Raw genomic sequence first — 12747 nt, 5'->3', positions numbered from 1 at the left:
TAGCTGACCTGTTATTCCAGTAAGGTGTGGAACGGAAGCTGGATACGGAAGCAGACATCCGCACCTTCAGAACCGACTAATATCAGTTCGCCGCCCATCCGGTTAATACAATCCCGCGCGATACTCAGCCCCAGTCCACTGCCTTTTACGGCACCTTTGCGCTGAAGTGAGCCCTGGTAGAAAGGTTCAAAGATCATTCCCTGCTCCTCTTCCGGGATTGGTGTACCGGTATTGGCGACATCAATCTGTATGTGCTGACCGGACTTGTGACTGGTTATCCGGATATTACCCGATTCAGCGCCATAGTGTACCGCATTTGAGTAGAGATTATCGAGTACACGCGTTAATAACACAGGCTCAGCCCAGACACTGGTCTCTTCCAGCTCTACTGCAGTGGTGATCCCTTTGCTTCTCGCCGGTAAACTGTGTGCACTGACAACCTCCTGCACTACCGTATCCAGGTTAACCCATTTGGCTTCTGTCGGGCTGTCCACCAGCGTCCGGTTGTATTCCAGCAGCTGTTCAATCAGTGTTTGTAAATGGCGGCTGCAATCACTGAGGATAGTCACCACTTCTTTTTGATCTGCGGTCAGTGGACCGGCAACTTCATCTGCCAGTAATTCAGTTCCTTCGCGCATACTGGCCAGCGGTGTTTTCAGTTCATGAGAAATATGGCGCAAAAATTCATGCCGCTGGGATTCCAGCCAGGCAAGGCGCTCACTCAGCCAGATAATCCGCTGCGCCAGTGAGCGCAGTTCGCGGGGACCTTTAAAGTGATCAAGACGCTGCACCAGATTGCGCCCTTCACCCAGGCGGTTAACCATCCGGTCAATCACTTTCACCGGTCCGATAATCATCCGGGTAAACAGGATAATCAGCCCGGTGCTCAGAACAAAAACCAGCAGGCTCTGCCAGCCGAAAGATTGTCCTTTCTGTGCAATGGCATTTTGTAACTCTTCGCCGCGCCGGAAGTTAATTTCACGAACAGCCTGAACCAAATCGGCATTGCCTTTGGCAAACGCTTCCAGATGGGTTGTTATCGCCGCAACCGGTTCGCCATTTTCACATTTCAGTACAGATAATTGCCCGAGACTGGCGGAGATAGCATCAGTATAGCGCGGATCCTGAGCAGACTTCTTCTGACGGCTGAGATATTCTTCATAGCGGGCATATTGTTTGTGCCAGACGTTCTTCAGTGTTTCGTTACCCAGTACGCAATATTGGCGGTAACTGCGCTCCATTTCCAGCGCGAGGCTCGACATTTCTTCACTCTGCCGGGCGTCCTGGACTGTCGAAATACTGACTTGCGCCGCCTGATTACTCAGATCATCAAAACTCTGATACGCCTGCCAGGCAAGCCCCAGCAACGGCAGCAGTACCAGACAGAACGCAACCACCACGAGTTGTCGCAGAGAGCGCGGAAATAATCGCCATTTTTTCAAGATTGTCATCTCTTAACCTGTTGTCATGTGCTGATGCTAACTGAGTCTGCGCTAAGAGAAAAGGATCAGAGAGTATCTGGGCGCAGAATGCTGTTTTTTTCGCAGGCCGGGCAGAGGTAACGGGGGATAATGCAGGAGAAGGTGAGATAAAATGATGACGGGACGACAGTTTTCCTGCCGTCCCGTCAGTGAGATTATGGTGGTGCCTCACTCAACGTGTCGCCCTGTGTTTGATAAAGCTTGCGCAATTATCGGTGTTAGCGGACGGTAGGCACCTTACTCTGGCATCATTCCCGGTATTATGTGGCATATCTCCACCTGTTCTGCGGGCCGACATAAAGAATTGAATGAGCAACTGAATAGATTATTGCAACTGCCGTGCCAACTTATAAATAAATTTCATAATATACTGTTATATAACAAATAATATATTTGTCAGCGTTCTTAATTTCTTTCGGCATTTACCTGTAAATCAATAATCCGGGTTTTTCCGGCAATTTTCGTTAAAAACGTCTCTGATATGCGACAGTCTTTATCCCTCATTTTTGCTTCTTTACAATTCAGTATGTTACGTGTCTCTTTTTCACGACAGACAAAACCTGCTATGTCGCTATTCTGTGACACCTGTCTGTTTTTACACCTGACAGATAAAAAAAAATGCGGCGGGGATAACCCCGCCGCACAGATTATAATGTTATGGTAAATCAGCCTAACTGCTTGCGTGCATTACGGAAAATCCGCATCCACGGGCCATCTTCGCCCCAGTTTTCCGGATGCCAGGAGTTACTGACCGTGCGGAACACCCGCTCAGGATGCGGCATCATAATAGTCACGCGTCCGTCATCTGTTGTGACAGCGGTGATCCCGTCCGGTGAGCCGTTCGGGTTAGCCGGATAGCGCTCTGTCACCTGACCATAGTTATCCACATACTGTAACGCCACCAGGCCGCGCTGCATCAGCGCCTGCTGATGTGCCGCATCACGGAACTCCGCCAGTCCTTCGCCGTGGGAAACCGCAATAGGGAGCCTGGAGCCTGCCATACCATCGAGCAGCAATGACGGGCTTTGTGCAACCTCAACCAGGCTGAAACGCGCCTCAAAACGCTCTGAACGATTGCGGGTAAAACGCGGCCACAAATCTGCGCCCGGGATAAGATCCCGCAGGTTTGACATCATCTGGCAGCCGTTACACACGCCGAGAGATAATGTGTCCGGGCGCGTAAAGAAGTGTGCAAATTCATCGCGCACCTGATTATTGAACAGAACCGATTTCGCCCAGCCCTCTCCGGCACCCAGCACATCGCCGTAAGAGAAGCCGCCACACGCCACCAGTGATTGGAAACCATCCAGGGAAAGATTGCCACTCAGTAAATCACTCATGTGAACATCAATGGCATCAAACCCTGCGCGGTGAAACGCCGCCGCCATTTCCACATGCGAGTTCACACCCTGCTCACGCAGCACCGCAATACGCGGACGCACCTGCCGGGCAATATAAGGCGCGGCAATGTCTTCATTGTGATCAAAGGTCAGCACCACATTCAGACCGGGATCGGTAATATCCTGTTTTGCTTCGTGCTCTTCATCAGCACAGGCCGGGTTATCCCGCTGACGCTGCATCTGCCAGGTCGTTTCCGCCCACCACAAACGTAATTCACGGCATGAATTATGATATACACCAGTATTATGACTGCGGATAATAAAATCATCTCCCGGTGCGGCTTCGCCCAGGACATGCACCGCGTCTGCCAATCCTGCTTCCGCAAAGCACTGCACAACCGCATCCAGATCCGCTTCACGGATTTGCAATACAGCGCCCAGTTCTTCGGTAAACAGCGCGCCCGGAATATCTTCATCAAATGCGCTGATATCCGCACTTACCCCGCAGTGACCGGCAAATGCCATTTCAGCCAGCGTGACAAGCAATCCGCCATCTGAACGGTCATGGTACGCCAGCAGTTTTTCATCACGCACAAGTGTCTGCATGGTGTCAAAAAAGGCACGTAATGCCTGCGGATTGCGGACATCAGCAGCTTTCTGACCGAGCTGACGGTACACCTGAGCCAGCGCAGTCGCGCCCAGTGTTGTGTGCCCTTCGCCAAGATCCACCAGCAGCAGGCGGTTCGGCACATCACTGCGCAGTTGCGGTGTAACCGTGCGGCGGACATCATCGACACGGGCAAACGCGGTGATCACCAGTGAAAGTGGTGAGGTCATTTCGCGCTCTTCGCCCTGCTCATTCCAGCAGGTTTTCATCGACATCGAATCTTTACCGACCGGGATGGTCAGGCCGAGTGCAGGACACAGCTCCTCACCGACCGCTTTTACCGCCGCATAGAGCCCGGCATCTTCTCCCGGGTGTCCGGCTGCCGCCATCCAGTTTGCGGATAATTTAATATTTTTTAAATCACCGATCTGCACACCGGCAATATTAAGCAGCGCCTCACCGACCGCCATCCGTGCAGACGCGGCGTAATCCAGCAGCGCAACCGGCGCGCGTTCGCCGAGAGACATCGCTTCGCCGTAATAGCTGTCAAGAGTCGCAGTAGTCACCGCGCAGTCAGCCACAGGGATCTGCCACGGACCGACCATCTGGTCACGGGCAACCATGCCGGTCACCGAGCGATCCCCGATAGTAATAAGAAAGGTTTTTTCTGCGACTGCCGGTAAATGCAGCACGCGTTTTACCGCTTCCTGTAAATTAATATCACGGCGATCAATCGGTGTGCCCGCGGCGGTCAGAGTTGTCACATCGCGGCGCATTTTCGGGGTTTTACCCAGTAAGATATCCAGCGGCATATCAATCGGCTGATTATCAAAATGGCGGTCATTGAGGATAAGTTCCCGCGCCTCGGTTGCTTCACCAATAACAGCATACGGAGCGCGCTCCCGCTGACAAATCGCTTCAAACAGCGCAAGCTGCGCCGGTGCGATTGCCATCACATAGCGCTCCTGGGATTCATTACACCAGATCTCAAGCGGGCTCATGCCCGGCTCATCATTGAGAATATCGCGCAGCTCAAAGCGTCCGCCGCGTCCGCCGTCACTTACCAGCTCCGGCATGGCATTAGACAAACCACCCGCGCCCACATCATGAATAAACAGGATCGGGTTGTTATCACCCAGTTGCCAGCAGGCGTCGATCACTTCCTGGCAACGGCGCTCCATTTCCGGGTTATCGCGCTGTACGGAGGCAAAATCCAGATCGGCATCAGACTGCCCGGAGGTCATGGACGATGCCGCCCCCCCGCCAAGCCCGATATTCATTGACGGGCCGCCCAGCACAACCAGTTTCGCCCCGACGACAATCTCATCTTTTTGTACGTGATCAGCCCGGATATTCCCGATACCGCCCGCCAGCATAATGGGCTTATGATAACCGCGCAGTTCATTACCATTGTGGCTGCTGACCTGCTCTTCATAAGTCCGGAAGTAGCCCAGCAGCGCCGGACGCCCGAATTCGTTATTAAATGCGGCTCCGCCCAGCGGACCATCCATCATGATGTCATAGGCGCTGACAATGCGATCCGGTTTGCCGAAATCCTGCTCCCACGGCTGAACAAAACCCGGGATGCGCAGGTTTGAAACCGAAAACCCGGTCAGCCCGGCTTTCGGCTTGGCACCACGCCCGGTAGCACCCTCATCACGGATCTCACCGCCTGAACCTGTCGCCGCTCCCGGCCACGGCGAAATCGCGGTCGGGTGGTTATGGGTTTCCACTTTCATCAGGATATGTACCGGTTCCTGATGATACTGATAGCTGCGCGTATCGCCCTGCGGGAAGAAGCGACCGGCAGACGAGCCTTCCATCACAGCGGCATTGTCTTTATAAGCGGACAAAACATGATCCGGCGTTTGTTCAAAGGTATTTTTAATCATTTTAAACAGGGATTTCGGCTGCTCTTCGCCGTCAATCACCCAGTCTGCATTAAAAATTTTGTGACGGCAGTGCTCTGAGTTTGCCTGTGCAAACATGTAGAGCTCCACATCTGACGGATTTCGTTTCAGAGAAGTGAATGCCTGCGCCAGATAATCAATTTCATCTTCCGCCAGTGCCAGTCCCAGCTCTGTATTCGCCTTTTCCAGCGCGCCGCGTCCCTGTCCCAGCAGGTCAATCATCGTCAGAGGAGCAGGCTCCTGATGCGTAAACAGTGCCTGCGCCTGTGACATATCACTGAAAACCGTTTCCATCATGCGATCATGCAACAGCGCACTCAGTTGCTGATGTTCATTCTCTGTCAGTCCTGTGGTAGAAATATAGTAGGCAATTCCCCGCTCAAGCCGGGTGATTTTGGACAGACCGCAGTTATGCGCGATATCCGTGGCCTTTGATGACCAGGGCGATAACGTTCCCGGGCGTGGTGTGACAAGCAGCAGGAGCCCTTCAGGCGTATGTTCAGCCAGTGACGGACCGTAACAGAGCAATTGTTGTAATTTAGTGTGCTCGTCATCGGTTAAGGGCGCAGAAAGATCAGCGAAATGCACATATTCTGCATAAATGTTGGTCACCGGCAGGTGGTGTTCAGTGAACGCGCTGATAAATTTTGTTACGCGAAACGCAGATAACACAGGTGAGCCACGCAAAATTTCCATAATTGTCAGTTCTCTCTTTTTAACACGCTGAGCCATCGGCCCGGGGGGAAACGGGCACAGTATAGAGCAATACTGACGCCGACGAAACCGTTTGCGTGACGTTTTTTTTATCCCGTTATTTTTTCTGAATCTCAGCCCCCGGGAGCGGAATAAAGTTGCACACTGGCAGAATCTTGAGCAAAATGTCCGATTACTGGAAATATAACCATGGTAATTTATGCACGTATATATCCGCTTTGTGTAACTGGTGAGAAACGCCTTTGGTACATAAAAAAATAAATTATGTTGTTATCGTCATCGTCGCCCTCTTTTCTGCGGCGCTGATCGCCATCAATATCAGCTGGCCGACGCAGCAACAGCAGCTCAACCGGATCCTTGCCCGGGGAGAGCTGCGGGTCAGCGCGATGGCCTCACCGCTTATTACCTTTAATAAGCAGGGACAGGCCAGCGGGTTTGATTATGAACTGGCGCAGCGCTTTGCCGACTATCTCGGCGTAAAGCTGGTGGTTCAGGAACGCGACGGCGTCAATGACCTGTTCGATGACCTGAATAACAATGATGCCGATCTGCTGGCGGCGGGGCTGATTTACAATGAAGATCGCCTGAATTCCGCCATGAGCGGCCCGGCATATTACACCGTTGCCCAGCAACTGCTGTATCGCATGGGAAATAAGCGCCCGCGTGATTTGGGGGATCTCGGCTCGCCGGTCTATGTCACGACCGGCAGCGCACACGCACGCCTGTTGCAAAAGCTGAAAAATGAAAAATACCCGGATCTGGAGATCCGCGAGGTTGATGATATAAACAGCAACCGCCTGCTGCAACAGCTGGCGAAAGGCGAGATCGATTATGTGGTCAGTGACTCCGTCAGTGTGGCGCAGGAGCAGCATATTCATCCGAATGTGGCGGTCGCTTTTGAAGTCACCGAAAATCAGCCCATGACCTGGTATCTGAAACGCAGTGAGGACAGCAGCCTGAATGCTGCCCTCCTCGATTTTTTCAATCAGACCAGTGAAGGCGATACCCTGGCACGCCTGGAAGAAAAATATTTCAGCCACATGAACCAGTTCAATTATGTGGATACCAAAACCTTTATCACCGCGATCAACACACAGTTAGCCAAATACCGCCCGCTGTTCGAGAAATACGCCGGAAAGATGGACTGGCAGGTGCTCGCCGCTATTGCCTGGCAGGAATCGCACTGGAACCCGACTGCCACCTCTCCGACCGGTGTGCGCGGCATAATGATGCTGACGCGTCCGACGGCGGCTTTTTTCGGTATTGAGGATCGCCTCGACCCGGAACAGAGCATCAAAGGCGGTGGCACTTATATTAATTATCTGATGGATAAATTACCGGACTCCATTGCTGAAGATGAAAAAATCTGGTTTGCCCTGGCGGCATACAATATGGGTTACGGACATATGCTGGATGTGCGCAGACTGACAGAAATGCAGGGTGCAGATCCTGACAGCTGGCTGGATGTGAAATCCCGCCTGCCGCTGCTGAGTAAAAAAGCCTATTATCAGAATCTGCCTTATGGCTACGCGCGGGGACACGAAGCTTACCGCTATGTGGAAGGTGTGCGCCGTTATCAGCTTAGTTTGCAGGGGTATCTGGATTTACATAATGAAGAGTTGTTATTAAATCAAACCCCTGAAGATGAACCGGAAAAAACCATGCTGACCTCTGCCGGTAATCCCTGATCAGGACGCGCTGTCGCTGCCGTTCTCTGCGCTCTGACGTTTCAGCGCTTTTTTTTCTGCGCGGCGGCGGCGGAAAAAATCACTCAGCAATGCAGAACACTCTTCCTCCAGCACCCCGCCGGTGACATCCATATAGTGGTTAAGGCGCGGAAGTGTCAGTAAATCAATGAACGACCCGGCAGCGCCGGTTTTCGGCTCCGCTGCGCCGAAGACCAGTCGTTTTATCCGGCTGTGGATCAGCGCACCGGCACACATCATGCACGGCTCAAGGGTGACATACAGCGTGGTATCAATCAGACGGTAATTGCCCAGTGCGGCACCGGCTTCACGCAGTGTGAGAATTTCGGCGTGTGCGGCGGGGTCATGACGGCGGATCGGCTGATTAAAACCGCCGGCAACCAGTTGATTATCTTTTACCAGCACGGCACCAACGGGGATCTCCCCCGCTTCACCGGCTTCTTTTGCCAGTGCCAGCGCCCGGCGCATCCAATATTCATCGTTATTATATAGAGTTGTACTATCAGTTACGTTATCAGTCACATTGACACCTGGTTGCTTACTATCGCGCCGTATACTTATTATCGCGCTGCATACTTATTATCGCGCATAGTATAGCGGGATTTTCTGCAAAGTTCCGGGTCTGCTGATAACGGGCAAAACGAAAAGACGCTGTAAACACGTCCATGTGCGCTCGGGAAGCGCCATCCATGGCGCTTACGCTTTTCGTTCGCCTGCCCGTTATCACGCCTGTACCTGACCTGAAATCAACACCATCAGTGCCTGTTATTTGTATTATCTGTTATTTCTGTCTCATGCCGTAAATAACGCCAGCTTGGCGGCAAATCCCATAAAAAATAACCCGATAGTACTGTTACCGGCTTTCGCCACCTGTTTTTTATGGCGGAAAAATTGGGATAATTTGGCACCGCTGTAAATTAAAAAGGAGAGATAAATAAAGCTTATCGCTTCCAGAAGCAGCGCCAGAACCGCATAACTTATCCCGGGATGGGCATAGTTAAAATCAATAAACTGTATAAAAAAAGAGACATAAAACAGAATAGCTTTCGGATTTGTCAGGCTCAGTATCAGCGCTTTATTAAAAGCATTCTCCACCCGCAGGGGCTTATCGTCATGATCGCCCTGTTTCTGAATAAAGGTGGCATAGAGAATTTTTAATCCCAGATAAAGCAGATAGGCCGCGCCGAGATAACGCACTGCGGTAAATAATAGCGGAGACGCTTTAATGACAGACGCCACACCCAGGAATGACAAAAATACCAGAACCGCATCCCCGACAAATACACCGAACGCGGCCTGATAGCCTTTTTTATAACCGAATGTTGCGCTGGATTTCAGGACATACAGCGAATTAGGACCGGGAACCAGGATGATAAAAATGGCGCCGATTAAATATGTCCCGATATTCAGTATGCCCAGTTGTTCAAACATGACGTCTCCGCGTGTCAGCACGATATCTGCTTTATATACCCTTATTCATTCAAACTGCAGGTTTGTTGGCTGCGCTCAGCTAGCCGGGTCACATACATGTGTATGCTCCCCGTCTGTCTTCCCTTGCCGCCTTCCTGCATCCTGAATGACGTTGGGTATAGTGTTAATTTGATTACTGACTAATTAAACACAAAATAACCGCCCCGGATAGCCCTTCTCTGTTATGAGGTTATTTTCCCGTTTTCCTGCCGGATTTTGTGGTGACGGGGATAAAAAATCAGGATAAATACCCATGCTGCCGACAATGCTGCGCCCGCCATCGCCAGACTGAATCCTCCGGCAAACGCCTCATAAAGACTATTTTGTACCGCCGCTGTCAGCTCCTGTCCCTGTGTACCGGTAATCAGCTGTTCCGCATCCGCCAGATTACTTCCCCGGGCAAGTGTTACCGCGCGCTGAGTCATCAGTGTGCCGAGCAGTGCTATCCCCAGTGTCATCCCGGTCTGGCGCATCATATTCAGTGTGGCAGAGGCAACACCTGAGCGTGCGGGATCGGCCGTATGCATAATCAGCGCGCCGACTGCCGGAATCGATAAGCCCATCCCCGTACCAAGCATAAACAGCATCAGACCTGTGGCAACATAAGGTGTGTTTGGTGTCAGCGTAGTCATCAGCGCACACGCACCTGCCGTCAGCACCAGACCAGTACCGAGGATCTGTTTAATGCTGAATGTGCGGGAGATCTGACCAAAGGAAAATGAAAACAGCGCCATCGCAATAAATTCCGGCGACATACGTAATCCCGCTTCCAACGCATTCCAGCCCTGTGCTTTTTGTAAAAACAGCGCAATAAAAAAGACATTGGTATAGGCGGAAAAACCAATTACAAATGAAGCAAGGTTGTAATGACGATAGTCCCGCTGTTTAAAATCCGTCAGCGGCAAAAGCGGGCGCGCCACACGGCTTTCGGTGACTAAAAAGACTAAAAATAAAATAATACCGCCGATAACCGCCGATAGTGTCACCGGATGCAGCCAGCCCCGGCTGCCCGCCTCAATCAGCCCGTAAGTCACCGCACCAAGTGCGGCAATACTCAGTAGTTGTCCTGCCGGGTCAAACGCAGCTTTCTCCGGATCCGCGCTTTCGCTGATACCATACGCACCCAGCAGAAAAGTGATAATACCTATCGGGATATTGATAAGAAAAATACCTTCCCAGCCGGTGGTATGTACCAGTACCCCGCCGAGTATCGGCCCGACAATCAGTGACAGCGCACTGACGGCTGACCAGACACCTATCACGCGGATCCGCTGCTGACTGTCGGTAAAGGTGTGAGAGATAAGCGACAGCGCTCCGGGGATAAGTAATGCCGCCGCAATCCCCTGCACAATCCGTCCCGCCAGTAATAATGTCAGCTCTCCGGCGAGTGCGCAGAGTAATGAGCCGAGTGTGAAAATCACCACGCCGGTCAGCCACATTTTTTTCCGCCCCCAGCGGTCACTGAGCGGTCCGGCAGAGAGAATAAGGGCGGATAAACACAATGCATAAGCATCAATCAACCATTGCAATGACACCATTGACGTATTCAGCTCATGCTGAATAGCAGGAAGTGCCACATTGACAATACTGATATCCAGCGTTGCCATAAACGTCCCCAGACAGATAGCCGTGGTGACGGCAAAATAACGAATTCGGTTCATGTTGTTCTCCTTTCTCTGATGCAGAATACACATCGACCGACCGACGGTCAATCCAAATGAGAACGATTTTTATTTGTCTGTTTTTTTCGCGTTAATCTGCCGGAAATGGCATAATCCCTGTTTTCCGTTATATAAGGCGCGTTTATGACTCCGTCAGCGGAACACAAACCTCGTTTTAAACCTGCCGACGTCCGGATCAATGAACTGATGGATGCCGCCGAAGCACTGTTCCTGGAAAAGGGATTTGATGCGACCACTGTCAGCGATATTGTGGCGCGCGCCGGCGTTGCCAAAGGCACGTATTATCACTATTTTACCGCCAAGCCGGATATTTATGAGGCGCTGCGTCAGCGCTATATGAAATGGTTTTTATCACAAACTCAGCAGGCAACAGATGCCTGTGCTGCCGGTGATGTGAATGCAAAACTGGCGGCCTGGTGTGAGCGCTCTGTCACCGCGTACGCAGAAAAGCAGACGCTGCATGATGTTCTGTTTCATCAGGGCTTTCATCAGCAGGAAAATGAGCATGAAAATGCCGTACTGAAGCAATTACTCGCGCTGATCGCCGAAGGTGAGCAACTCGGAATATGGCAGGTCACACATCCGGATATCACTGCCATGATTATTTATCACGGCATGCATGCGCCGTCGATATCCTGCCGCACTCCCGCGATTATGATGTGAATACTCTCGGGCCGGTATTATACGAACAGTTTCTGCGTTTTTTACGCGCCTGACATTAAATATGAAAAAACCCGGTCGCAGCCGGGTTTTTCACTAACACTCTCTGTATCTGGTGGATCAGCGCAGTGTTTCATCCGCACGCAGCGTCAGCACTTCATAACCGGTTGCCGTCACCACAATCGTGTGCTCGGATTGCGCAGATAATTTTTTATCCCGCGTGACAACTGTCCAGCCATCTTTCTTGGTTTTAATCTTAGCACCGCCCTGGTTGATCATCGGCTCAATCGTGAAGGTCATCCCCTCTTTGAGCTCAGTGCCCTGACCACGGACACCATAGTGCAGCACCTGCGGCGATTCATGCATTTCACGCCCGATCCCGTGCCCGCAATATTCGCGCACCACACTGTAACCGCGTGACTCCGCATAGTGCTGAATGGCAGAGCCGATATCACCGAGTGTGGCACCCGGTTTTACCTGCTGAATACCTTCCCACATCGCTTCGTAAGTCGCTTTCACCAGTTTTTTCGCCAGCGGAGAGGCTTCCGGCATTACATACATCTTACTGGAATCGGCAATAAAGCCATTTTTTTCCAGAGTGATGTCCACATTGATAATATCTTTATCTTTTACCAGTTCATCCGCTTTCGGCACACCATGGCACACCACTTCATTCAGTGAGGTATTCAGCACATATTCAAACCCGTACTGACCTTTGCTGGCAGGACGGGACTGAAGTGTATTAACAATATAATCTTCAACTTTGTCATTGATTGCCAGAGTGGAAACCCCCGGCTTAATGAAATCATCAAGCATGGCAAAAACCTGTGCCAGCAAACGACCTGATTCCCGCATCAGTTCGATTTCTGCGGCTGTCTTAATAACGATACTACTCATGCTGCTCTCCTTTCCGGCTCAGTGACTCTTTTTCCAGCATCTCACTGATAAGCATTGTGAAGGTTTTATCGGGATTCATTTCAGCCTGCATACCGATTTTTATCCAGAATTCCGCCTGTGCATTGATTGAGCGTGACATTACATTGCTCGCACGGCGCAGATAAACATGTAATTCATCGGAGATTTTAACAATACCCACGTGAAATCCTTTACTGATAAACCATATATGAAACAGATATGGTTCATATAGTAAACCTACCGGAAACGGTAATCAATCGCA

The 12747-nt window shown here is 51.3% G+C and carries 9 protein-coding genes; 2 read left to right on the top strand and 7 right to left on the bottom strand.

Features of this window, described 5'->3' with window-relative positions; genetic code table 11:
* Positions 1 to 11: 11 nt before the first annotated feature.
* On the bottom strand, positions 12 to 1451 hold the full coding sequence (locus AYY17_RS19550) for a sensor histidine kinase (protein WP_067426598.1): 1440 nt from the start codon (positions 1449 to 1451) through the stop codon (positions 12 to 14).
* A 695-nt stretch (positions 1452 to 2146) separates the two neighbouring features.
* Complete coding sequence (gene purL / locus AYY17_RS19540; RefSeq protein WP_156656747.1) at positions 2147 to 6037, bottom strand: phosphoribosylformylglycinamidine synthase; 3891 nt, start codon at positions 6035 to 6037, stop codon at positions 2147 to 2149.
* Positions 6038 to 6294: 257 nt separating this feature from the next.
* Between purL and mltF the strand changes: the two genes are divergently transcribed.
* The gene (gene mltF, locus AYY17_RS19535) at positions 6295 to 7740 is read left to right on the top strand and encodes a membrane-bound lytic murein transglycosylase MltF (RefSeq protein WP_067426589.1); all 1446 of its coding nucleotides are present in this window, start codon (positions 6295 to 6297) and stop codon (positions 7738 to 7740) included.
* Here mltF and tadA read toward each other — a convergent pair whose 3' ends face one another.
* From tadA to AYY17_RS19520, 3 genes are all read right to left on the bottom strand, one after another.
* The gene (tadA, locus tag AYY17_RS19530; protein ID WP_268873073.1) at positions 7741 to 8280 is read right to left on the bottom strand and encodes a tRNA adenosine(34) deaminase TadA; all 540 of its coding nucleotides are present in this window, start codon (positions 8278 to 8280) and stop codon (positions 7741 to 7743) included.
* 270 nt (positions 8281 to 8550) lie between these two features.
* Positions 8551 to 9189, bottom strand: coding sequence for a leucine efflux protein LeuE (gene leuE, locus AYY17_RS19525; RefSeq protein WP_067426582.1), 639 nt, complete (start codon positions 9187 to 9189; stop codon positions 8551 to 8553).
* Between the two features lie 221 nt (positions 9190 to 9410).
* Positions 9411 to 10889: an MFS transporter gene (locus tag AYY17_RS19520; RefSeq protein WP_067426579.1), complete on the bottom strand. Its 1479-nt coding sequence runs from the start codon at positions 10887 to 10889 to the stop codon at positions 9411 to 9413.
* Between the two features lie 144 nt (positions 10890 to 11033).
* On the opposite strand from AYY17_RS19520, the gene AYY17_RS19515 reads away from it, so the two are divergent.
* Entirely contained in the window at positions 11034 to 11573 is a 540-nt protein-coding gene (locus tag AYY17_RS19515; RefSeq protein ID WP_235845435.1) for a TetR/AcrR family transcriptional regulator, read from the top strand.
* A gap of 117 nt (positions 11574 to 11690) precedes the next feature.
* Here AYY17_RS19515 and map read toward each other — a convergent pair whose 3' ends face one another.
* On the bottom strand, positions 11691 to 12467 hold the full coding sequence (map, locus tag AYY17_RS19510) for a type I methionyl aminopeptidase (RefSeq protein ID WP_067402626.1): 777 nt from the start codon (positions 12465 to 12467) through the stop codon (positions 11691 to 11693).
* A complete protein-coding gene (locus AYY17_RS19505; protein ID WP_067361214.1) occupies positions 12460 to 12666 on the bottom strand; it encodes a ParD-like family protein in 207 nt (68 codons plus the stop codon). The genes map and AYY17_RS19505 overlap by 8 nt, the downstream gene beginning before the upstream one ends.
* Positions 12667 to 12747: the final 81 nt, after the last annotated feature.

The organism is Morganella psychrotolerans, from assembly GCF_001676055.1.
GTDB classification, from domain to species: Bacteria; Pseudomonadota; Gammaproteobacteria; order Enterobacterales; family Enterobacteriaceae; genus Morganella; species Morganella psychrotolerans_B.
Note: the sequence above shows the minus strand (reverse complement) of the source record. Positions and strands in the feature narration are given on the sequence as shown.

Coding starts and splice junctions, on each gene's coding strand:
- AYY17_RS19520 (WP_067426579.1), bottom strand. CDS start 10,889: ATGAACCGAATTCGTTATTTTGCCGTCACCACGGCTATCTGTCTGGGG.
- AYY17_RS19515 (WP_235845435.1), top strand. CDS start 11,034: ATGACTCCGTCAGCGGAACACAAACCTCGTTTTAAACCTGCCGACGTC.
- AYY17_RS19550 (WP_067426598.1), bottom strand. CDS start 1,451: ATGACAATCTTGAAAAAATGGCGATTATTTCCGCGCTCTCTGCGACAA.
- leuE (WP_067426582.1), bottom strand. CDS start 9,189: ATGTTTGAACAACTGGGCATACTGAATATCGGGACATATTTAATCGGC.
- map (WP_067402626.1), bottom strand. CDS start 12,467: ATGAGTAGTATCGTTATTAAGACAGCCGCAGAAATCGAACTGATGCGG.